Here is a 21,969-nt window from a genome sequence, read left to right as displayed (position 1 = left end):
TTTTACAGAAAGGGGGGGGGGAGGATAAGAATGCAGCAGACATCCATACGTTACTGAAGACGTCAGAATCATTCGCTACAGGCTCTTGGGCCACGAAACGGGCCCGTTGCTAAAGCCGGCCACTACTTAAGGCGGAAATATAAACGGATTTTCATCGTGCGTTGGGGCAGGTTTTCATAACGTCGTTATTGGTGTTCAAACGAGGCGGGCATGTTATGCCATTGCCGTCTTTATATGAAAGCCTGCTGCACCTGCGCACAATTATTCAAGGTCTCTAGTTAAATTGCACTGGCAATGAAATGCCTGATTTGCATTCGTAGCTTTGGCCGTGGCAACCCAAAAAGTGAACCTTAAGGATCGCTGGCAGTGTCGAAGCTTGCGTGGATAAATCCACCGGGATGTTCCCACAAATTACACTATCAAGACTGAGGTAGGTGCACTTGACCTTAAGGACGTCGTCAATGTTAACGGCATCGTTAAAAATAACGCCGGGTATGCCGCTGAAGCCATTGTCGATCAAAGAACGAGTTTCTACCTCTGGGCCAGTGTACAGCATTATCACGCTGGTGAGTTTATCCCGTTCTGGATCGAGTAACAGTGAGGAGCCAAAGTCGGATGATTCGACAAAGAACCAAAATTCACCATTTTTCATATTGGCGTGAACCTGGGGGTAGGAAATGCCTTGGTCAATAATGACTTCTGCATTGCCCTCTGCGGTGACGCGGTCGAAGCTGACGAAAAGGTCAAAAGGACTCTTGTCTGTGGTGTCGATATCGTCGGTGCTGGTCACACGATAGGCTGAAAGATCAAGCTCCTGCTCTTCACAGCGCACTGAGAACTCATTACCTGTGATGCTGCCTGCTTGAAAACCACCAATCTGTACCCGGCCGTTGCTGCAACTGGCTAGATCGCTATCTACCGGAATCGGCAGCTTGTCTTTTTGCTCGGCAGTTAATGTGCATTGACTGCCCTCGGCGATAAATATGGTGTTATCCACCGCTTCACAGAAATTGCTGGGTTGTACTTCAGGCGTAGGCGTTGTGTCTGTTTGCTCTGTATCAGACGAACTAGAGGAAGAACTGCCACCGCCGCCGCAGGCTGCTAAAGACAGTGACAGTATGGCGATAAAAGCAAAATTGTTCGTTTTCATATTGGTTTTCACTTAGCAATGAGTCGGGGCTCGCCAGGTACAAAACCCCAGCGAAGTTGATATCTGGGCCTAGTTCAGCTGCAAGCGTACATAGGCGCCGTACTGACACACATTCTTTTCAGCGTCGCAGCTTAATGCATGCAAGTTCATGTGAGCGGGGAGCTGAGTTTCGTATTGGCTCAGGTCGACTGAAACTTTGCCGCAGGTTACTTTGCTTAAGCTCTCGTATTGGCAGAGAGTACGAAGGCCCTGTGTTCTGCTTATGTCATCCAGGTTGTCGTAAATGACACCATTGTAGATATCACTGCTGTCTTGCAATAGATCGCGGCTGCTGACGTTATCATCTGAGAACACTAAGCGGATTTGGGCGTTGTCATCGGCAAAGGTGCCAAACTCGCCATCGATCTCAACGATAAATTCGCCATCGTCGATATTGGCGTGTACTTGAACAGTATTCTTGCCATCGTTGAAGGTGTATTCGGCATTGCCTTCAACTTTGATGCTGCTAATACGCACGGCATTGGAACTCACGTTAAGTGCAGAATAACTGCTTCCTGTGACACGATACTCTGCTTTTGATGACGAGCTTGATTTGGTGTCTGAACTGTCAGAGCTGCCACCACTACCACCGCCACAAGCGGTTAATGACGCAATAGCGGCCAAAGAAACAAGCACTTTATTCATATCGATACTGTCCCGGTGCACTTGAGGAGTGGATAGAGAGGCGCGCGAGTATAAAGATATGCTGTTAGAAAGAAATATAAATTTGTGCAAAAAACGATCTGTGCGAAGTGTGTCGCATTTTTTCCACTTTGGCGCAGTGAGTGTTGTTCTGAAGGTGCTACAGGTTGTTGCTGCCAAACTCGATGACTCATTAGCAGTGTGACTTGGTCGCTTGGGTGTTACGTCACTAGGCAGGGTCGGCTGACCGCGTTGAGCACGGTGACCTGGTTCGCTACATCGCATCGATATTTGATGTGGCTGACGCGCGGATGCTCTAGATATGTCCAGGGTTAGCTGGCAGTTAACGTTTTCCTTCGTAGCAGCCCCTTAGGGTGACAAGGTCGGCTATGTTGCTCACTTTTATCTTAGTGAGCCCGGTGCTGAGCAGAACTCGCCCATGTTATTGTCATGCCGCTGTCATCTATGGCTGGTAATAAGTCAGGCCATTCTCTGATAGATGGACAGAATATGCTCGATACCCTAACCCTCCATCGTCAAAAGCTGGGGCTTATATTCGGTCTTTGGTGGGGCTCATTAGTGGCGGCGCTGTGGTTGGGCAATGCCAAGCAGCAGTCAGCCATCGACTGGTTGGATGTGTTAGGAGAAGGCGGCAGTGCCATGGCTTTGGCCGTTTGGATTCTGTTGATTTTGGCCAGTCGCCCGCCAGGGCGCGTCACCAACTGGCTGACCTTAGGGTTGGGCTTTATGTTTTTGTCTTTTTGGCTAGATGCGCTCGATGAATTCTTGCGCTTGCCGGCAACGACTTTATGGCCGACCTGGCTTGAGTCTGTTGCTATGCCGGTGGGCATCGCACTACTCACTTATGGCTTGTATCACTGGCATCGAGAACAACTGGCCATCAACTGTCAACTGCGTGGCCGTGAATTATTGTTTCGTGAGCATCGTTTATGGGATCCACTAACACAACTGGGCCAAGCTGAGTATTTAAAGCAACAACTGACACTGTTGGCACAACAAACACCACTGGCCATTGTGATGTTTGATCTGGTCGACTTCGCTAGTTTTAATCGCCGTTATGGCCATCGCCAGGGTGATCGTTTGTTACGCCAGTTGAGCGAGTTGGTGTTACTCAATGGCCGCGACGGTGATCTGTTGTGCCGCTATGCCGGTGATCGATTTGTGCTGTTATTGCCTCATACGCACCACTTTGATGCTAGGCGGTTAGCGCAGGAGCTGCGCCGGGCTGTTGGCTGTTTCGCCTTTAAAACAGACGATGGCAGTAGCTGTTTTCAAACCCTGCGCATAGGGGTGGTGATGGCGCGTCCAGGACAGACGCCTTTGCAGCATCTCAAGTCCGCCAATGACGCTTTAATGCGTGATTCAGTTAAGACTAGGGCGGCCTGATGCCACCTCTGTCGTGGAGTGTTAGAGCCGCCCCGTCTGGGCTGTTAATTCATAACCCATCTGTTCGTTGGAGCGAGCAAGATGATGCGTTATTTGCTGCCGATTTACAGCCTGCCATATTAATGGATTTACTCAATGCTCGCGGCCTTTGCAGTCATCGATACTTGACCGGCAGCGGACTCTTTTATGAGGATGTGGTGCAGGGTGACTGTCGTTTGTCTGTGCATCAATGGTTGGCCTTTATTAAAAATGCACGCGCGTTGTACGCCAGCGATGACCTTAGTTTTCGCTGGGGCAATGAGTTATGGCCAGGCTATTACGGTGATGCCAGCCAATGTTTACGCGACAGTAAAAATCTCCAACAAGCCCTTGCACGGATGCAGGAATTTAGCCGCGAGCTGTGTCCGTTAATGACTCCCGTGCTGCAATCGGATCAGCGCTATTGCATGATCAGTTGGCAGGATAATTACGGCCTCGGTCAGCAATCGAGCTTTGTCGCCGAAGCGTATATCACAGGTTTGGTGGCATTCTGCCGTTGGCGCAGCGGCCAGCCATGGCCATGGCGCATCGGTTTTGCGCATAGTGAGCCCAGATATATTGAGCAATATCAGGTGCATTTAGGAAGTACCGTGTTTTTTGATGTTGGCAGTCATTTAATGCTTATTGAGCGAGATTTTCTTGAGCAGGCTTGGCACGTCGAATCACCACCAACAGCACAAGCGGCTGCCTTGCATCGCAGTCGTCAGCAAGATCGTCCTGCCGATGGTCTGTTGGTCGTCGCCAGTCGTTTTTTGCACCAGCATAGGGCTGCCTCATTAGAAGAGTTGGCACAATGGTTAGGTATCAGTGCGGCGACGTGTAAGCGCAAATTAAAGAAACATCACAGTAGTTTTCAGCAATTACAAGATCAGATGCGTTTACAGCAGTGTCAGTATCGTTTTCATGTGTGTGGCTGGAGTAATGAGCAAGTGGCTGCCGATTTAGGCTTTAGCGATATAGCCAACTTTCGCCGCGCTTATAAACGCTGGTGTGGCATGACGCCCAGCGCCAGTAAACATAGAATTAAAATGCTGTTCAGTTAGCGTTTGTTAATACTATTTCGCTCACGCTGTTATGAATTGAACATTGTTTAGTTTACAGGCCTTAGGCAGCCATGATTTGATGGCTGCCTAGTGGCATTTATCAGGCGTAGGCGTAAGGGCCGCCTTGTTTTAGGGCTTGCTGGTAGCTCGGCAGAGCATGAACCTGGTCGACAAAGCGCTGAATATTTGGGTACTTAGCGGCATCTACGCCGCGATTTAAGGCTGCTTCTAGCGGAAAGATCATTTGAATGTCGGCGCCGGTTAATTGCTCGCCAATAAACCAATGGTGCTGGCTTAAATGCTGTTCTATATGTTGCATATGAGTATCAACATTGGGACGGATAAAACCGCTTCGTACCTTGTTCACTATGCCTTTGGCGATAGGTTTAACAAAAAATGGCATTGGAGCTGTTTCTATGCGGGTGAAAATCAGTGACATCACCATTAATGGCATTAAACTACCTTCGGCATAATGCATCCAATACAAATAATTCCAATATTGATCTGTGTCTTCTGCCGGCATAAAGCGCTCGCGGCCGTAGCGGCGAATCAGATACTCAACAATTAAACCGGATTCCGCAATGGTCTGCTGTCCATCCGTAATGACAGGTGATTTGCCTAAAGGATGAATCTTTTTCAGGCTTTGTGGTGCTAGATAAGTGTCCTTGTTACGCTCATAACGCTTGATTTCGTATTCGACGCCCAGTTCTTCCAGTAACCACAGTATGCGCTGCGAACGCGAATGTTCTAAATGGTGCAAGACAATCATGTAGACTCCTTTTTATGGGTATTTAGATGAACCAAACAAATCATTTGAACCACTGCAGAGATGGTCCCGAGAGGAATAAACAACAATTGCAGCAGCCACCAAATGAGCAATACCGGGTGCCAATAACGACCGCGATTAAATAATGATAACTGCCAAATTGGCCAAGCAATGGTGAGCAGTAAAATAAGCGGGGAATAGGCCAGAATCCAGCCCAGAACTTTTAAATCATCGTGATTGCTGTAGAACTCCATCAGCGCTAGCAGAGATAACGCCAGCAGCGCCAGTAAGGTGACGGCCCCAGATTGAAACACCAGCATAAAGCGCCACAAAGTGACGTAGCGAGCACTGTCCATGAGCTTTCCGTGTGACTCTGTCAGTGCGCAGTATGCACCAGTGGCGACATAACGAGAAGTGGCCAGGGAGCAATAGAGCGTTGCGCTCGCGCCCTGGTTGGTGTCGTTTAGTCCGCGTGTATCGGCGCTAGGTCAAACCACAGTGCCTGGGCAGCCTGGTGCGTCGCTTTCAACTCGACCTTGCTGATATCTGGGCTTCCGGCACCATCGCCTGGCGACAGTGTCACAGTACCCTGCGTCGATGTTGCTTCAAGCTCACCTTGCAACAGATGCACATAGCCGCTGCGGCCCTGACGTTCGATCGTCACACGCTGTCCTGGCTCAAGGTCTAAACGATAAAGGCTGGCGTCAGCCTGTATGGTTAAGGATCCATCAACACCGTCTGGTGTTGCCAACGGTGTGAGCTTGCCATGGGCCGTCACCGCCATTTGCTGATAGTTAGGTGCAATACCGGTGCGATTCGGCTCAATCCAAATCTGTAAAAAGGTCAGCTCACGATCAGTATGATGATTGTATTCGCTGTGAGTGACACCGCTGCCGGCGCTCATCAGTTGTACATCGCCTGCCGGAATCAAATAGCCATGCCCCATGCTGTCTTTGTGTTCGATGGTGCCCGAGGTGATGTAAGAAATGATTTCCATATCTCGATGGCCGTGGGTGTCGAAGCCCGCGCCGGGCGCTACCCGGTCGTCATTAATGACGCGCAGGTTAGCAAAGCCCAGATGGGCGGGATCATAATATTGGCCAAAGGAAAAACTATGGCGACTGTCGAGCCAGCCAAAGTTGGCATGGCCACGTTGATGGTGGCGACGAATATAGTGCATACGCAGTCTCCCTAAACAGGGCTGGCGGCAATGAGGTGCCAGCCCGCTGATGGCTATGTTTGCATCATAGGATCGGTGGCATCGAATAAAAATCGTAAAAAAACGCAACTATCTTTCGATAAAATCGATGTGTTCGGGGCTCGTTTAAAACAACACAGCTCTGCTGATAAGAGGGTACCATCCATCTTAAAAGGCCAGGTCTAGCGGGCGGTGTGTGTTTTCGGGCTATACGAGGGCATCGCGACGGCCTGGCCTTGTGGTAATAAGGGTCGTTTGATTCCTTATGGAACGACAAAAACGACCAGGCAATCGAGGATGTTAATAGGGCATCAGCGACTAGCTGATTTTGCCAGTGACTCGAACGCGTTTGCTGCCGACTTCGACGGGCGCTTTTTGCGCTTCCAGTCGAGCTTTAAGGCGCTCATCAATAATATTTTTTAGTGCGATCAGCAGTCCCATGGCAACAAAGGCGCCCGGAGGGAGGATGGCAAATAAGAAATCTGGGTAGTCTTGCACCAGCTCTATTTTCCACTGGACGGCCGCAGGCCCAAATAACAGCTGCATATCAGAAAAAATGACGCCTTGGCCGAGCACTTCACGCATGGCTCCTAATATCACCAAAACCAGAGTAAAGCCCAGTGCCATCATAAAACCGTCAACGGCTGAGGGCAGGATCGGATTTTTGCAGGCAAAGGCGTCTGCGCGGCCGAGGATGGCGCAGTTGGTGACGATCAACGGAATAAAGATACCCAGCACCTCGTACAGGTCGTAGGTAAAGGCTTGCATCACTAATTCGGCCACGGTCACAAAGGAGGCGATGATCATGACGAAGGCGGGTAAGCGCACCGCATCGGATACATGGTTGCGGATTAAAGAGACGGACACATTAGAGCCGACCAACACCATCATAGTCGCCAAACCCAAGCCTAAGGCGTTGACCACGGAACCGGTAACGGCCAGTAGCGGACACAGGCCTAACAGTTGCACTAGTGCCGGGTTGTTAAACCACAAACCATCCAGGCTGATGCTGCGCAGTGTGTTAGTGCTCATTGGTATCTCCTTGAGCTGGGCCCGGATTTAGCAAGCTGGCTTGATGTTGTTGAAAGAACTGTAACGCCCGCTCAACGGCGGCGACCACCGCTCTGGGGGTAATAGTGGCACCGGTAAATTGATCAAAATCGCCGCCGTCTTTTTTAACGGCCCAGTGAATGTCTTGGCTTAATGACGTGTGGTTAAAGCCCAGTATCCAGTCCGATTTACGATGATCCACTTTGTCACCCAGCCCTGGCGTTTCTTTATGCTCAACGGTGCGCACCCCCACTATCTGGCCGTTGGCATCAATGCCCACCAATAAACGAATGTGGGTGGTATAACCATCTGGAGCTGTAACTGGCAAAATTACACTGCTGACTTTGCCGTCGCGGCGCGCTACATGCGCCTGGGCGTGCTCATCAATGGGGCCTAACAGGCTGAGGTTAAAGCGATCATCCAGTTGGATGATGTCGGTTAATAAATCGTTGTCGTAATGTTCTTTTGGAACGATCAGATTCAGCGCCTTGGCTTCGGCCGCTAACACATTGCGCGCGATGCGCTCTTTGGTCAGGGCTTGGGTGACGGCAATGGCACCGGCGGTCACCATGGCAAACAATGCCAGGCCAATGGCGTTACGACGAATGGCGGGCAATAACGGTTGCATGTTATTTCTCGCTCTTGGCAATTAAGCCACGGCGTGCTGCCTGGTGGCCGTAGCTGCGTGGCTGGGTGTAAGCATCGATAAAGGGCGCGGCAAAATTCATCAATAACACGGCAAAAGCGACGGCATCGGGGTAAGCGCCATAGGCCCGAATGATGTACAGCAGAATGCCGATGCCAGCGCCATAGATGAGCTTGCCTCGTGGTGTCGTGGCGGCGGATACCGGGTCGGTAGCGATGAAAAATGCCCCCAGCATGGTGGCGCCACTGAGCAGTTGCAGCGACAGTGGTGCATACATGTCCTCGTCCCAACCAAACAACAGTGAGCACAGCGACAAGCCCGCCAGCATCGCCGTTGGAATATGCCAGCTGATGACTTTGCGCCAGATTAACACCAATCCGCCCAACAGATAGGCAAGGTTGACCCACTCCCAACCGCCATTAAGCCAGCCGTTAAAAATGGGGCTTTTTAATACTTCACCGGCCGTTTGTGAGCCGATCATGTGTTTATAACTGTCGAGAGGGGTGGCGCTGCTAAACGCATCCGGGCTAACGCCGGCAAAAATAACCGCCAATGAATCTGTAAAACCAGGCACAGTGCTGGCATCGACGGCGAGTGGGGTAGCCCAGGTGGTGGTCATTTGCAGTGGAAACGACACCAGAACCAAGGCATAGCCGACCATGGCTGGGTTAAAGGGGTTATTGCCCATACCACCATATAATTGTTTGGCAAATATCACCGCAAAAGCGCTGGCCAGCACCGTGATCCACCAGGGCGCTAAAGGCGGCAGTGCCAGGCCTAACAACACGCCGGTGAGGGCGGCGCTGTAGTCACGCAGGAAAAAGCCCACTGGCCGCCTGCGCGCCTTTAATACCAGCGCTTCGCTGATTAAGGCACTGGCTGTGGCTAGCAGTACATTGACTAAGGTGCCGTAGCCAAACAACCAAGTGGTAACGACAAAGCCCGGCAGAGTGGCCAGAATCACCGTCAACATCACCTTGCTGGTGCTGTTGCTGCCGTGGGTATGGGGAGATGACAGGGTCAACACGGCCTCAGGCTCCTTCGGCTTGCTGCAGCTGCTGCTGCAATTGAGTCAGTTTGTCTTGCTGCTTTGCCACCGCCTTGCTCAGCGCTGGCACAGTATCCAGTTGCTCGGCTTGGGCCATTTGCAGACGCTCTTGGGCTTTGGCCAAGCGGTCTTGCTGGGCGAGGATTTTTTTCTGCAAAGCGGAGATATCGATATCTGCTGCACCAGCCGTTGGGCTTTGCACGGCATTATCGTAGGCCGCTTTGGCTTCTTCTACCCGAGCCTGCTGCTTGTCGACGCCGGCCTGTAACGCGCTGACGCTATCCAAACCTTGCTGCTGTGCTTCGAGCAAGCGTTGCTGGGCGGTTTGCAGCCGCGTTTGTGCGGTTTCCCATTTGCGTTTTAGCCGCTCCGGGCTATTCGGATCACCTTTGTCATGATCGACGCCAGTCGTGGTGGCTTTTGCGGCTTTTTTCAGCGCGGCCATCTGCTGGGCAATGTCTTTGATTTTGGTCTGGGTCTTTTCTAATGCGGCCTCGAGGGCTGGAACCTTATCGGCCAGCATGTCGTCGGCCTTGGCGGCATCCAGCTTATCTTGGGTCTTGGCTTGTGCACTTTTAGCGGCCTCAAGCTGCTTGCTGAGCTTATCTAGCTCGGCATTACTGTCGCTGGCGGCAGCAGGCGCTGAGCTGGTCTGGTCACTGGCCTCTCGCTTGGCTTTGGCCGCCGCTTCGGCGCGGGCTTTGCGCTTAGCTTCTTTTTCTTCCTGCTCGCGTTGTTGCCTGGCCAGGCGGTTTTCAAAGCGCTCTTTGGCGCGCTCAGACTTGGCTTGGGCAGCGCGCTCTTCGCGAATGGCACCTTTGGCAAACCGATAGTACTGCACCAGCGGGATATGACTGGGGCAAACGTAAGAGCAAGCGCCACACTCGATGCAATCAAATAGATTATGTTGCTCGGCTTTGTCGAATTCTTCCGCCTTACTGAACCAATACAGCTGTTGCGGCAACAGCTGTGCCGGGCAAGCATCGGCACACTGGCCACAGCGAATGCAGGCCATGGCAATATCGTTGGGCGGTAGTTCTTTTTCGCTGGGCGCCAGTAAGCAGTTGCTGGTTTTCACCACCGGCAAATCGGTATGTGGCAGTGCAAAGCCCATCATCGGGCCGCCCATAATCACCCGCTCACGTTTGGCGGGCTGATAGCCACTAAGGCTCAGTAAGTGACTGACCGGCGTGCCGATTAGAGTGTCCCAGTTGCCTGGTTGGCTGCAGGCATACCCCGTCACAGTGGTAATACGACTGATCAGCGGCTCGCCGTGGTACACCGCACGATAGACGGCACTGGCGGTGCCGACGTTCTGACAGACGATGCCAATCTGGGCTGGAATACCGCCCACTGGGACTTCCTCACCAGTGAGAATCTGAATCAGCTGTTTTTCACCGCCCGAAGGGTATTTGGTGGGAATCACCACCAAATCGAGCAGATGCTGTAGATTCTGCTCTGTTAGCGCGAGCTCCAGCGCGTTGATGGCCTCGGGTTTGTTGTCTTCGACGGCAATCAAGCAGCGTTCACTGGCCACTATGTGCTGCAAGGTGCGTGCGCCCAGCACTACTTCGGTGGCGCGCTCGCGCATCAGCATATCGTCGGCAGTGATGTAGGGCTCACACTCAGCGCCATTGATGATCAAGGTATGAATCGGGAACTGGCGGGTTTGCAGCTTGGCCGCGGTAGGAAAGCCCGCGCCGCCCATGCCGGCAATGCCCATAGTGCTGATAAAGTCGACCAGCTGCTTGGGTTCGATATCGCTGATATCGGTTAGCTGCAGCTGTTCAAGTAAACTGGGGTGTTCGCACCATGTGTCTTGGCCGTCGGGTGTTAAAACGATGCACAGCTCGTTTAACCCTGAGGCATGGGGTACCGGGCGTTCTTCAATGGCAGTGATGGTGCCAGAGGTTGGCGCATGCAGCGGCACGCTGATCTTGCCATCGGCGCTGGCGATGCGCTGTCCCTTCAGCACACGATCGCCGACGTCGACCTCTGCCACAGCGGCGGCGCCAATATGCTGATGCAAGGGCAGGATCAGTTGCTGGGGCAGGCCGCTACTGGCGATGGCACGAGTGGTGGACTGGTGTTTGTTTTCGGTTGGGTGAATGCCGCCATGAAAGTCATGCAGCCGGATCAGGTGGGTCATAAAGGCCCTCCTGCTGGGCGACGGTCACTGGCGATCAGTTCAACACCTCGGGTAGGCGCTTGCCAATACCAACTGCTGGTATCCTGGGCAACGGGAATCATATCAATACAATCTACAGGGCAGGGCTCTACGCACAGGTCACAGCCGGTACACTCATCAACAATCACGGTATGCATTTGTTTGGCGGCACCTAGAATGGCGTCAACCGGACAAGCCTGAATGCACTTGGTACAGCCAATGCATTCATCTTCGCGAATATAGGCCACCGTTGGCACGTCTTTTTCGGCGCCGTGCTCGGCATCCAGAGGCTCGGGCTCCACGCCTAGCAGGTCGGCCAAGGATTGAATCGTACCTTCGCCGCCGGGCGGACACTTGTTGATTTTATCGCCTTCAGCAATGGCTTCGGCATAGGGTTTACAACCGGGGTAGCCGCACTGGCCACATTGAGTTTGCGGTAGCAACTGGTTGATTTGGTCGACGATGGGGTTGCCTTCGACTTTAAAACGGACGGAAGCAAAGCCCAGCAATGCACCAAACAAGGCGGCCAAAACAACCACAACAAAAATGGCAATAACAATGGCGGTCATGGTCGTCATCAGATGCTCACCAAGCCGGTAAAGCCCATAAAGGCCAGTGACATCAGGCCAGCGGTAAGCATGGCGATGGCTGAGCCTTGAAAGGGCTTAGGTACGTCAGCCACGGCGATGCGCTCACGCATGGCGGCAAACAATACCATCACCAGAGAAAAGCCGACGGCGGCGCCAAAACCGTACAGAATCGATTCGACAAAACCGTGCTCACGTTTGGTATTCAGCAGCGCCACGCCAAGTACCGCGCAGTTGGTGGTGATCAGCGGTAAAAAGATACCTAAAACGCGATACAACAGCGGGCTGCTCTTGCGGATCGCCATCTCGGTAAAGCCAACGACCACAGCAATTACCATGATAAAACTGATGGTTTTTAAGTATTCAAGCTGTAACGGCACCAGCAGGTAAGTATGCACCAGATAGCTGCAGACGGATGCCAGTGTCAGCACGAAGGTGGTGGCGGCACCCATGCCGATGGCAGTCTCCAGCTTGTTGGACACGCCCATAAAGGGACAAAGCCCGAGAAACTGTACCAGTACGAAATTGTTCACCAATATGGTGCTGATGAGTATGAGCAAATACTCTGTCATGGCCTGACTTGCCCCGAACGCTGTGACCTAAGTGGCCAGTAAAAAGGGTGCGCATTATCCCAAAGATTGAATATGTCAGACAATATAGGCAGAGCTACTTTTAATGTCTTTTTGGAATAACAGCTGTATGCATAGCGTCTAACGCCCTGGATAGGGCAGTTAACACTATTTCAATCACGCAGTTATGAGCTGAAAACCCCTCAATTAAGGTGCGAAGAGTGATGTTTACCAGTTAAACACCACTCCTCATGCCTCACTCAAGAAAAACTGACGCCCAGCAGCGAAGAGCCAAATAGTGTTAACAGGCCCTAGTGTAGCTACGCCAGCAGGTCGGGCGCTGACGCCAGTCAATGACCGCGCAGTCTGCCCGGATAGTGTCCGGGCATAATCAGCCGCTTATTGCTCTGCTTTACGTTGCGCTTCTTTGAGCGCCAGCTTTTCTTGTCGGCGTTTTTCAATGACTTGATTTAGATCGGTGCCGAGGTGGTCTTCACCGCGCTGACGCGCTAATTGCATTTGCAGCTCACGTTGGCGAAAGCGCTCGCGCTGCTCTTCAGAGTATTCGTCAATGCAGTGGTGACAGCTGACTCCAGCAACATAATGCTCCGACTCTTTGTCGGCTTCGGTAATCGGGCGGCGACAGGCGTGACACTGGTCAAATTCGCCTTTTTCTAGCTGATGATTGACCGTTACGCGGTTATCAAACACAAAGCATTCACCTTGCCACAGAGATTCTTCCTGTGGCACTTCCTCCAGGTATTTGAGGATGCCGCCTTCCAGGTGGTAAACCTCATCAAAGCCTTGCTCTTTCAAATACGCGGTCGACTTCTCACAGCGAATGCCACCGGTGCAGAACATGGCGACTTTTTTGTGCTGCTCAGGGTTTAGATTGTCCTTAACGTACTGAGGAAATTCACGAAAGGTTTTGGTATTCGGGTCAATCGCCCCTTTAAAGGTACCGATGCCGACTTCGTAGTCGTTACGGGTGTCAACCAGAACTACATCCGGGTCGGATATCAGTGCATTCCAATCTTGTGGTTTGACGTAGGTGCCAACAACGCGTTTAGGGTCGATGCCTTCGACGCCCATGGTGACGATTTCTTTTTTCAGTTTCACCTTGGTGCGGTAAAACGGTTGCTCATCATCGTAGGATTCTTTGTAGCCTATGTCGGTTAAGCGCTCATCTTGGCGTAGGTGTGCAAGCACTGCGTCTATGCCTTCGCGGCTGCCTGCCACCGTGCCATTGATGCCTTCTTGGGCCAGCAATAGCGTGCCTTTAACATTGTGCTTAAGCATCATGTCGAGCAGTGGTTGGCGTAACTGTTGGAAGTTTTCCAAAGTGACGAATTTGTACAGGGCGCAAACGACAAAGGGTGCCGGTGATGTTGGTTGCATAGGTTTTTTCCTGGCTAGCCGGAGCGTAAATCCGGTGCGGTGTTAAGTTCAATCGCCATTTAGGCGGCGCGTATTCTAACAAAACTGCCGCCGACTGACAGAGGTCAGTCGACAAAGACCTTACATAAATCGGGTGGAATTTTTTCCCACAGGGCTCATACTGGGGCTATGAGTATCATGACCAGTCATCCCTATGCCGTAAATGCAGTACGGCGCATTTTAACACCACTGGTGCGCTTACTGTTGCGCTACCAAGTGACATACTCGGCACTCTTACCTTTGCTAAAGCAGGTGTACGTAGAGGTGGCCGAGCAGGACTTTGCGTTGCCTGATAAAGCCCAGACAGACAGTCGCATTAGCTTGTTGACTGGGGTGCACCGTAAAGACGTACGCCGCTTGCGTACTGAAACCGATGGTGAGGATTCCCATGCGCCTGTGTCGGTTTCGATGGGCGGACAAATGGTGGCTTACTGGCTCAGTGCTCCGGGTTACCAAAACAAAGGCCAGCCGGTACGGCTGCCGCTGAAAGCAGAAGCCGGGAAGCCGAGTTTTGAACAGCTAGTTGAAGCGGTTGTTCATGGTGATATCAGGCCCAGAGCTGTGCTGGATGAATGGTTGGCGCTGGGTGTGGTGCATCAATTTGACGATGGCTTACTGGCGTTGAAACAAGAAGCTTTTATTCCGCGCTCTGGCGAACAAGAGTTGCTGTTCTTTTTGGGACGCAATGTGGCGGACCATTTGCAGGTAGCAGCAGAAAATATTCAGGCCGAATCACCCATGCTGGAGCGCAGTGTGTATTACGGTGGTTTATCTGAGCAGGCTGCTCAGCAATTGCATGAGTTGTATCGCCAGCAGGCGAGTGAGGTGTTAAAGCGGATTAATCAGGAGGCGTTGCGGTTAAAAGACAGCGATCCTGGCGAGTATCGGATTAATGCAGGAGCGTATTTTGCCCTGCAGGAAAAACAAAAAGGGAAGCAAACATCATGACGTTAAGGTTGATGCACTGTGCACTAATGATGCTGCCGTTGTTGGTATATGCCGGTGATGATATTGAAGGCATTGGTGGGACTGGGCAGCAGCAGCCAATTCCGCAGGACAGCGACATGCTCGAAACACCGGATATTCCAGAGCTGCCAGAGATTCCTGAAACGATGGATGTGCTGGATACCCCGGAAGTGGACGCTGGCATTTCCGACGGTGACATGACCGAGGCACCCGACGTCGTTGAGCCGCCAGAGGAACCAAGGGATTAATGTTGTGCCTGCGCCGGTTAAAAGCGCAGGCTAATGCCAGCCGCGCGGCTGCCGTTGTTACCCAGCTGCAAATAAGGGGTAAAACGCATATCTTGAGTCTTGATTTGCCAGGAGGCCGTTAAATAGTGGCGCTGGCTTTGTCTCGACTGGCTGGCTTGGCGGCCACTATAAATTAGGCTAAAGGGTTGTCGGTACAAGCCAACTCCCCATAATCCGCCATCGATCATTTGATAGCGCTCGCTGGATGAGCGCCAGCGATAACCCGCTTGATACCACAGCCAATAAGAACCTATCGTGCGCATGGCGCGCAGCCTTAATTCTTGCTCGTCGGCGCCTGTCCCCAGTCCTTTTTGCTCATTGGCGGTTGCCACTTTGTAGCGACCGCGCAGTTGCCAGCGGTGTTGTAACCAGGGCTGGGTCATGTATTCAAGATTGATCCAAGCGTCGGCCATCCCTCTTTGTTTACCTTCATCTTGCTGGCGCTGTAATAAGCCACTGCTGATTTGTCCACGCCATTGCTGCCAGCGTTGGCTGGCACTGATGCTCAGTTGCTGCCATTGACCGTCGTCGATGTCGCTGGATGAACCCGCATGCAAGCCAGTGCTGATTTCCAGTCCATAACCTGGCCCAGTCAAGCCTATCAAGCTCACTAACACTGCTAGCTGCTTCATCGTTTTCCGTGCGGTGGTGATTAAAAGGTGTCTGAGTATGACCTTATCTACATCAACTTTACAAACTTTAGGCTTTCGTGGGAAAAAATCCCACGTATACTGAGGGCTCGATGGGGTTGCCCTGAAACAATAAGGAGATACGGATATGAACAGTTTGAGCTATCGCCCGCTGGCGTTGGCTGTTTTGGCTGCAGCGATCAGTGCTTGTGGTGGAAATAGCAGCAGCGATAAAACACCGGTCAGCGAGCAAGGCAGTCTGGAGCGATATTTAAAGCAAGGCTTTATTGAGGGTCGTAACTACGACTATGAGGACAGCATCGAACAGCCCACTGCCGATGCTGGTGATAGCGCCGAGCCAGGATTTTCCGAGACCAATACGCAAGAAGCAGGGGTGGATGAAGCCGATCTGGTCAAGATGAACGGTGACTACCTGTACGCTTACAAGCCTCGCAGTTATGACAATGATGTCTCATTGTCGGCGTCAATTGAGGTCTATCAGGTTAGTGCTGACCCTATTTCCAATGAGCAAAAGAACAGCGTGCCTTTGCCAAATAACACGTGGGGTGTAGAAGGATTATATTTGGTCGATGAGGCGCTGGTGACCATCACTCACGGTGATGCGCCAACCATGGGGGCTTCTTCTGCAGCAGCCACCACTATAGTGAGCGATTTTGCCGCCGATGATGTCAGTGAGCCATTTTTCGGGCAGCATCAAAGTACATCGATAGCGGTCTTTGATCTGGAAGACCCAAATCAACCTGAGTTGGTTACTGATTTGAGTATTGAAGGGTATTTGGTCAGCAGCCGGCGTATCGGTGACACGCTCTATATGGTGAGTAAGTTCTCGCCGTCTATTGCCGTGCCTTATTACGACGATGTCAGTGAGTCTGATTGGCAGCAGCGTATAGAAGAGACCCCGCTCGCTGATCTGCTGCCACGCTACTGGGTTAATGGTAAGGAAGCTGGAAAACTGTTTGAAGATGGCGAGTGTTATCTGCCAGATCAGGATGATCAAGGTGGTTATCCAAGCATTGTTGCCATTACTAAAGTGGATTTAAAAAACCCTCAAAACTGGCAAAGTCAGTGCGCCAGTGGTCGTATTGATGGGGTTTATGCCTCCGCCGATGCATTTTTCCTTACCGGTGGTTGGTATGGCGGTGAAACGCGCATCGACCAGTATGATCTCGATAGTTTCGAGCGCGTCGCAACGGGTAAAGTGGCTGGCAATTTGGGCTGGTCGATGCCGAGTTTCCGGTTAAGTGAAAAAGACGGTTACTTGCGAGTCGTGACCAGTAGCATGGATGATTTTTGGATTGGCTTGCCTGAACCTGTCATGGAAGACGATGGCACGGTGTCGACAGAGCCCGATACCACCACCGACACCGAACCATCTGGGCCAGATCACAGACTGTATGTGTTGAAAGCCGATGGTCAGGGTGGCTTCGAGCAAGTGGCAGTGTTACCAAACGAACAACGTACGGCTGCCATTGGTAAGCCGGGTGAAGAAGTGAAGTCGGTTCGTTATCGTGGTGATAAAGCTTATGTCGTTACTTTTGAACGGACCGATCCTTTGTATGTGATTAATTTATCTGACCCGGCCGATCCGTTTATTGAAGGAGAGCTGGAAATCAATGGCTTTTCCGAATATCTGCATCCTATTAACGATGAGCTGCTGCTTGGCTTAGGTCACAGTGCCGACGATGAAGGTCGCATTACTGGTCTTAAAGTGAGCTTATTCAGTACGGTTGACCCAACGTCACCGGTAGAGCTGCAATCCTACAGTTTGGGCGCAGAATGGTCGTCATCGGATGCCTTTTGGAATCATCGTGCTATTAGCTTCCTTGAGGTGGGCGATGCCACGCGCATGGCCTTTACTTGGCGCGATTATGGTCAGGACTACAGCATCACGAATAAACTGCATGTGGTGGACATAAATAAAGTACAACAGCAGATGCAGGTTCAGGTCGATAATGATTTTCGCACCGACAGTCAGTGGGGAGGCATGTATACCCGAGTACCGTTGCATAACGACGGGCTGCACTTGATTAATGATGGTAACGTCACATCAAAAACCTTGCTGCAGTGGCAACAATAAACTAAAAAAGCCCGGTCATTGACCGGGCTTTTTTTTGCGATGCAGCTGACGACAGTTATTAGTTGCCTTTTTGAGTTACTGTACCGACGCTACCGGCCAAATAATGCGGTCCTGCAAGGGCTGGTGGATCAGGTCATGGTACCGCGCTTCGATCAGATGGCGGCGGATTTTTAACGTCGGCGTCAACAGGCTGTTGTCGATGCTCCAGGTGTCTTTGATGATGATGATTGCGTCCAGTTGTTGATGGCTTTCAAGGCGCTTATTCACTTTGTCGAGCGTGTGTGTGAGGCTGTTTTGTAGCTGCTGCTGATCGTGATCCCAAGCTTCAGGTGTAAGAACGGCAAGGGCTACGGGCTGCTTTAATGACGCTCCTGTGACACAGATTTGCTCAATTAAGGAGTTCTCCATCAGTTGTGCTTCAATCGGAACAGGGGTGACGTATTTGCCTTTGGCTGTTTTGAAGATTTCCTTCAGTCGCCCTGTGATGGTGACATAACCATCATCGTCCATTTTGCCTTTATCGCCGGTTTTGAGATAACCGTCCTGGGTGAAGGTGTCAGCGGTTTTATCTGGCTCAAGATAATATTCTTTCATTAAGAATGGGCCTTTTAACTGAATTTCTCCTTCGTCGCTGATGCGTAGCTCAATGCCTTCATAAGGTTTGCCGATGCAGCCCACCTTGTCGGCTCTGAATGGGTAGCAGGTGGTTCCAAGGGCATTGGTTTCAGACATGCCCCAAGCCTCAGTGATATTGATGCCAAGTTTTTGATACCAACGAATGACCGCAGGAGACAAGGGTGCAGAGCCGCTGCCAAACAAACGTACATGCTCGAAGCCAAGCTGTTTGCGTATCTTGCGGGCAATGAGGCCTTTTAATAGCGGGATGCTGAGCATGCGATTGAGTTTTTGCGGTGGCACCTTGGCCAGGATGCCCATCTGGAAGCGGGTCCATAATCTCGGCACCGACAGAAATAGGGTGGGAGATACCTGCCTCAAATCGTCGGTAAAGGTGTCGAGTGATTCGACAAAGGACACTTGAAAACCGTTGTACAAACTGGCGCCTTCGACGATCACGCGCTCGGTGATGTGAGCCAGGGGGAGATAGCTCAGCATGCGATCTTGCGGATGAGTGGGCATGGTTCGCCCCAGGGTGTCGCAACTCCAGGCATAAGAACCAACGGTGATGACCACGCCTTTGGGGTTGCCAGTCGAGCCCGAGGTATAAATGATGGTCATGGTGTCATCGGCATCTGGAATGGGGTTGTCTTCCAGTGGAGGGTGGGACTGTAGCGTTTGCCAGTCTAGGTCGATATCGACGCCTTCAAGGTCTTGCGGGTAAGGAAAAGAAAACCGTTTTACACCCTCTGGAATAGCTTGGCTTTGCTGTTTCGCGTTATCGAGTTTGCCGACAAATATCGCCCGACAGTGGCTATGGGTGAGTACATAACGCAGCGTTTCTCCACCGGCTGTGGCGTAGACAGGCACTGACACGTGGCCCGCCATAAGAATGGCTAAATCGGTGATAAACCATTCGGCGCAATTTTTCGACAATATGGCTATATGGCTGCCTTTGGGAAAGTTCTGCGCGATCAGAGCATTGGCCAGTCGCCGTACTTGTTGCCCAACTTCATGCCAGCTATAGGGCTTAAATTGACGTTGTACTGGCTGTTGTAGATATATTTGCTCGGGTTGGGTTGACTCCCAGTGGTAAAGCATTTCCAGAGGGGATTTTGCTGGCATGGTGAATCCTTAGTCGTTGTTATTGGTATCCTGTTGACACACTAAGCGCCCAATAATTAGGCGTCTGTTAAAAAACGTAAATGCCGCTTATAAGGCTTGGGCAGCGCGTGGTGCAGCAATGGCCTGTATAGCAGCTATATCATCTGTGTTTATGGCGGTGCACTAATAAAAGCGGTGGGGGCGAGAGAGGTTTGCAATTGGCTTGAAATGATGTTCCTGCGCAACTCCAGGCTTAGTTTTATTCGTACTTTTGCCATGACTTGCTCGCGCTATCGGGATCGCGGCGCGATTAAGGTTGATTGGTAGACGGGCAGAAGTAATAGGAAGCCGCTGTAACTATGTGCTCAAGGCCATGATCGTCAGCCGTGCGCTCTGCACTTAGTGCATAAAAGGTTTGCTGTAGTTCGCTGGCGGTGCCAACGCTTTGCACACCGTATTTGCTACGAACGTCGCTGCTTATCACGGCAGGAGCGAAGAAAAACCCATGGCCCTGGCCGCCAAATGCTTTAAGGAGCGCGGAATCATCGAACTCACCGGCAATGCGGCTATGTATTTGCTGGCGTGATAACCAGCTGAGCACACTGGCGCGAACGCCAGAATGAGTGTCCGTTGGCAGCAGTAAAGGAGCGCCTTGCAGGCACTGAGGAAAGGGCCCCGGGTGAGTCTGCTGTAGCTCTGGGGTGGCAAAGCAGGCCAGAGGGCTGCTGCCTAACAGATGGCTGAAGCAGCGAATCTTCATATTCGGTGGAATGGGGCTGTCCGCCAGTACCAAATCGAGCTTGCCGACCGCCAGTTCGCCGAGCAGGTCAGGCATAGGCTGTTCGCGACAGATTAGTTGGGTGGGGCTGGCGGCCAGTGCAGGTAGCAGCAGCTGATGGGCAATGGCCTTAGGCAGTGCATCAACGATGCCCACGCGCAGTTGTTTGGGTTGTGGGTCATCAGCTTGGTGCAGGGCGTGTTGTAACTGCTCACCCAAAGCGAAAATGTCTCGACTGTAGTGCAGCGCCAATCGGCCAGCGCTGGTGAGCTCTAGTTGACGACCAGATTTGCGCAGCAGTTCTACCCCCAGTTGCTGTTCTAGCACGCGTAACTGACCACTGATGGTTTGTGGTGTGACGTTGAGCCTGGCGGCAGCAGCCTGTACGCTACCCTCTTCAGCGACCAGCTGAAAATACTGTAAGTGCTTATAGTTAAGTGCTTTCAAGGGAACTTATGCCCATTATGATAGATCGAAAAAACCGAGGTGTTAGGGTAATATAATTCGAATATTATTCTGCTTTGCCCGTATCTACAATAATGGGAACTCATACTAAAGGAGTTGAGAAATGAATCGTCCAGATTACCTGAACATGAAAAGCGACCAGAGCGCAGACAGCCGCGTCGCGGTGGGTGACTCTTTCGAAGTGCACAGCCGTGATCAGGTGGTCTCTGCCGACGGCCGCAAAGTACTTCGCAACACCTATGCGTTGTTGTCGATGACACTGTTGTTTAGCGGTGCCATGGCCATGGTGTCTATGGCCATGAATGTTCCACACTTCGGCTTGTGGACCTTGTTGGTGTACTTTGGCTTGCTGTTTTTTGTAGAAAAAACCAAGCACAGTGCTATGGGTTTGGTGGCTGTGTTTGCGCTAACTGGTTTTATGGGACTAACTCTGGGGCCCATCTTAAGTTTTTACCTGACTCAAGTACCTAATGGTGGCCAGCTCATTGCCATGGCGATGGGGACCACAGGTCTGATATTCCTCACCATGTCTGGTTGGGTTGTCAGTACTGGCAAAGACTTGAGCGGTTGGGGTAAAACCCTGACGGTCGGAATCTTGGTGGCCTTTGTGTTGAGTCTGGGAGCCTTCTTGTTTGAAATCCCTGCTTTGGCACTGGCGGTATCAGCAATGTTTATCATTTTGATGACAGGCTTGATCGCTTATCAAACCAGCGAAATCTTGCATGGTGGTGAAACCAACTACATTTCTGCCACTGTGACCTTGTACGTTGCGATCTACAACTTGTTCCTGTCGCTACTGCAGATCTTTGGTGTGTTGGGAGGTGATGAGTAAGTGTCACGGCTCGCTCATTGATTCCACTCTCTGGCCCTGACAGCGTTGCTGTCGGGGCTTTTTTTTATGATATGGTTTTGTCTACAAGGGTGTTGTAGAGCGCAGAGCTATGATGAAATCAATGCTGTGCTGGCTGATGTGTTGTTGTTCGGCTATATCGTTGGCGGATTGTCGCGATAAAGAGGCGATGGCTGCCAGTGACGCCCTAGCGTTAAAGCTGCTCAAAAACTCTGAAATATTTCATCCAGCTAAGGTGCTGAAAGTGCACCACCCTGGCCGGCGCAAAGAGATTGCTAGCTACGTCAAAGCGAAGGAAAAGCACTACAGCATATTTACACTGGTAGATGCTGAGTGCCAGGCAGTGTTTCGCAAGCGTACCCGCCAGCAAGACTAAGCGCAGTTACCCC

22 protein-coding genes are annotated in these 21,969 nt (G+C 51.6%); 7 read left to right on the top strand and 15 right to left on the bottom strand.

What is annotated here, in order from left to right; genetic code table 11:
• Window positions 1-274: 274 nt before the first annotated feature.
• Together AC55FS_RS12755 and AC55FS_RS12750 are read right to left on the bottom strand one after the other, a co-directional pair.
• The gene (locus AC55FS_RS12755; RefSeq protein ID WP_496932638.1) at window positions 275-1,150 is read right to left on the bottom strand and encodes a hypothetical protein; all 876 of its coding nucleotides are present in this window, start codon (window positions 1,148-1,150) and stop codon (window positions 275-277) included.
• A gap of 69 nt (window positions 1,151-1,219) precedes the next feature.
• Window positions 1,220-1,834, bottom strand: coding sequence for a hypothetical protein (locus tag AC55FS_RS12750; protein WP_496932637.1), 615 nt, complete (start codon window positions 1,832-1,834; stop codon window positions 1,220-1,222).
• 507 nt (window positions 1,835-2,341) lie between these two features.
• On the opposite strand from AC55FS_RS12750, the gene AC55FS_RS12745 reads away from it, so the two are divergent.
• Together AC55FS_RS12745 and AC55FS_RS12740 are read left to right on the top strand one after the other, a co-directional pair.
• Window positions 2,342-3,238, top strand: a complete 897-nt coding sequence (locus AC55FS_RS12745) for a GGDEF domain-containing protein (protein ID WP_496932636.1) — start codon at window positions 2,342-2,344, stop codon at window positions 3,236-3,238.
• Window positions 3,238-4,320, top strand: coding sequence for an AraC family transcriptional regulator (locus tag AC55FS_RS12740; protein ID WP_496932635.1), 1,083 nt, complete (start codon window positions 3,238-3,240; stop codon window positions 4,318-4,320). Before AC55FS_RS12745 ends, AC55FS_RS12740 begins: the two co-directional genes overlap by 1 nt.
• Window positions 4,321-4,420: 100 nt before the next feature.
• On the opposite strand, the gene AC55FS_RS12735 is transcribed toward AC55FS_RS12740, so the two are convergent.
• The 10 genes from AC55FS_RS12735 to trhO all read right to left on the bottom strand — a co-directional run bounded on the left by AC55FS_RS12735 (window position 4,421) and on the right by trhO (window position 13,749).
• Window positions 4,421-5,089, bottom strand: a complete 669-nt coding sequence (locus AC55FS_RS12735) for a glutathione S-transferase (protein WP_496932634.1) — start codon at window positions 5,087-5,089, stop codon at window positions 4,421-4,423.
• Complete coding sequence (locus AC55FS_RS12730; protein ID WP_496932633.1) at window positions 5,086-5,442, bottom strand: hypothetical protein; 357 nt, start codon at window positions 5,440-5,442, stop codon at window positions 5,086-5,088. The genes AC55FS_RS12735 and AC55FS_RS12730 overlap by 4 nt, the downstream gene beginning before the upstream one ends.
• Window positions 5,443-5,549: 107 nt before the next feature.
• The gene (locus AC55FS_RS12725; RefSeq protein ID WP_496932632.1) at window positions 5,550-6,266 is read right to left on the bottom strand and encodes a pirin family protein; all 717 of its coding nucleotides are present in this window, start codon (window positions 6,264-6,266) and stop codon (window positions 5,550-5,552) included.
• Window positions 6,267-6,602: 336 nt separating this feature from the next.
• Window positions 6,603-7,316, bottom strand: a complete 714-nt coding sequence (locus AC55FS_RS12720; RefSeq protein WP_496932631.1) for an electron transport complex subunit E — start codon at window positions 7,314-7,316, stop codon at window positions 6,603-6,605.
• Window positions 7,306-7,962: an electron transport complex subunit RsxG gene (rsxG, locus tag AC55FS_RS12715; RefSeq protein WP_496932630.1), complete on the bottom strand. Its 657-nt coding sequence runs from the start codon at window positions 7,960-7,962 to the stop codon at window positions 7,306-7,308. Before rsxG ends, AC55FS_RS12720 begins: the two co-directional genes overlap by 11 nt.
• A gap of 1 nt (window position 7,963) precedes the next feature.
• Window positions 7,964-9,007, bottom strand: coding sequence for an electron transport complex subunit RsxD (gene rsxD, locus AC55FS_RS12710; RefSeq protein WP_496932629.1), 1,044 nt, complete (start codon window positions 9,005-9,007; stop codon window positions 7,964-7,966).
• A gap of 4 nt (window positions 9,008-9,011) precedes the next feature.
• Window positions 9,012-11,177, bottom strand: a complete 2,166-nt coding sequence (gene rsxC / locus AC55FS_RS12705; protein ID WP_496932628.1) for an electron transport complex subunit RsxC — start codon at window positions 11,175-11,177, stop codon at window positions 9,012-9,014.
• Window positions 11,174-11,764, bottom strand: coding sequence for an electron transport complex subunit RsxB (gene rsxB, locus AC55FS_RS12700; protein ID WP_496935969.1), 591 nt, complete (start codon window positions 11,762-11,764; stop codon window positions 11,174-11,176). Before rsxB ends, rsxC begins: the two co-directional genes overlap by 4 nt.
• Window positions 11,765-11,772: 8 nt before the next feature.
• Window positions 11,773-12,354 (bottom strand): electron transport complex subunit RsxA, encoded by a 582-nt coding sequence (gene rsxA, locus AC55FS_RS12695; RefSeq protein ID WP_496932627.1) that lies wholly within the window; start codon window positions 12,352-12,354, stop codon window positions 11,773-11,775.
• Window positions 12,355-12,750: 396 nt separating this feature from the next.
• Window positions 12,751-13,749 carry an oxygen-dependent tRNA uridine(34) hydroxylase TrhO gene (gene trhO, locus AC55FS_RS12690; RefSeq protein ID WP_496932626.1) on the bottom strand — a complete coding sequence of 333 codons (999 nt, stop codon included), beginning with the start codon at window positions 13,747-13,749 and terminating at the stop codon, window positions 12,751-12,753.
• Between the two features lie 177 nt (window positions 13,750-13,926).
• On the opposite strand from trhO, the gene AC55FS_RS12685 reads away from it, so the two are divergent.
• Both AC55FS_RS12685 and AC55FS_RS12680 read left to right on the top strand, forming a co-directional pair.
• On the top strand, window positions 13,927-14,736 hold the full coding sequence (locus AC55FS_RS12685; RefSeq protein WP_496932625.1) for a DUF6502 family protein: 810 nt from the start codon (window positions 13,927-13,929) through the stop codon (window positions 14,734-14,736).
• Window positions 14,733-15,002 carry a hypothetical protein gene (locus AC55FS_RS12680; protein WP_496932624.1) on the top strand — a complete coding sequence of 90 codons (270 nt, stop codon included), beginning with the start codon at window positions 14,733-14,735 and terminating at the stop codon, window positions 15,000-15,002. Before AC55FS_RS12685 ends, AC55FS_RS12680 begins: the two co-directional genes overlap by 4 nt.
• Window positions 15,003-15,019: 17 nt before the next feature.
• Here the strand turns inward: AC55FS_RS12680 and AC55FS_RS12675 are convergent, their stop codons facing one another.
• A complete protein-coding gene (locus AC55FS_RS12675) occupies window positions 15,020-15,673 on the bottom strand; it encodes a hypothetical protein (RefSeq protein WP_496932623.1) in 654 nt (217 codons plus the stop codon).
• Window positions 15,674-15,818: 145 nt separating this feature from the next.
• Between AC55FS_RS12675 and AC55FS_RS12670 the strand changes: the two genes are divergently transcribed.
• The gene (locus AC55FS_RS12670; protein WP_496932622.1) at window positions 15,819-17,768 is read left to right on the top strand and encodes a beta-propeller domain-containing protein; all 1,950 of its coding nucleotides are present in this window, start codon (window positions 15,819-15,821) and stop codon (window positions 17,766-17,768) included.
• A 75-nt stretch (window positions 17,769-17,843) separates the two neighbouring features.
• On the opposite strand, the gene AC55FS_RS12665 is transcribed toward AC55FS_RS12670, so the two are convergent.
• On the bottom strand, window positions 17,844-19,508 hold the full coding sequence (locus tag AC55FS_RS12665) for an AMP-binding protein (RefSeq protein WP_496932621.1): 1,665 nt from the start codon (window positions 19,506-19,508) through the stop codon (window positions 17,844-17,846).
• 289 nt (window positions 19,509-19,797) lie between these two features.
• Entirely contained in the window at window positions 19,798-20,712 is a 915-nt protein-coding gene (locus AC55FS_RS12660) for a LysR family transcriptional regulator (RefSeq protein ID WP_496932620.1), read from the bottom strand.
• Between the two features lie 121 nt (window positions 20,713-20,833).
• Here AC55FS_RS12660 and AC55FS_RS12655 point away from each other — a divergent pair, with 121 nt between their 5' ends.
• Both AC55FS_RS12655 and AC55FS_RS12650 read left to right on the top strand, forming a co-directional pair.
• On the top strand, window positions 20,834-21,562 hold the full coding sequence (locus AC55FS_RS12655; protein ID WP_496932619.1) for a Bax inhibitor-1/YccA family protein: 729 nt from the start codon (window positions 20,834-20,836) through the stop codon (window positions 21,560-21,562).
• A gap of 109 nt (window positions 21,563-21,671) precedes the next feature.
• Window positions 21,672-21,956 carry a hypothetical protein gene (locus AC55FS_RS12650; RefSeq protein ID WP_496932618.1) on the top strand — a complete coding sequence of 95 codons (285 nt, stop codon included), beginning with the start codon at window positions 21,672-21,674 and terminating at the stop codon, window positions 21,954-21,956.
• Window positions 21,957-21,969: the final 13 nt, after the last annotated feature.

It is taken from the genome of Bacterioplanes sp. CLAM21 (assembly GCF_059641015.1).
Note: the sequence above shows the minus strand (reverse complement) of the source record. Positions and strands in the feature narration are given on the sequence as shown.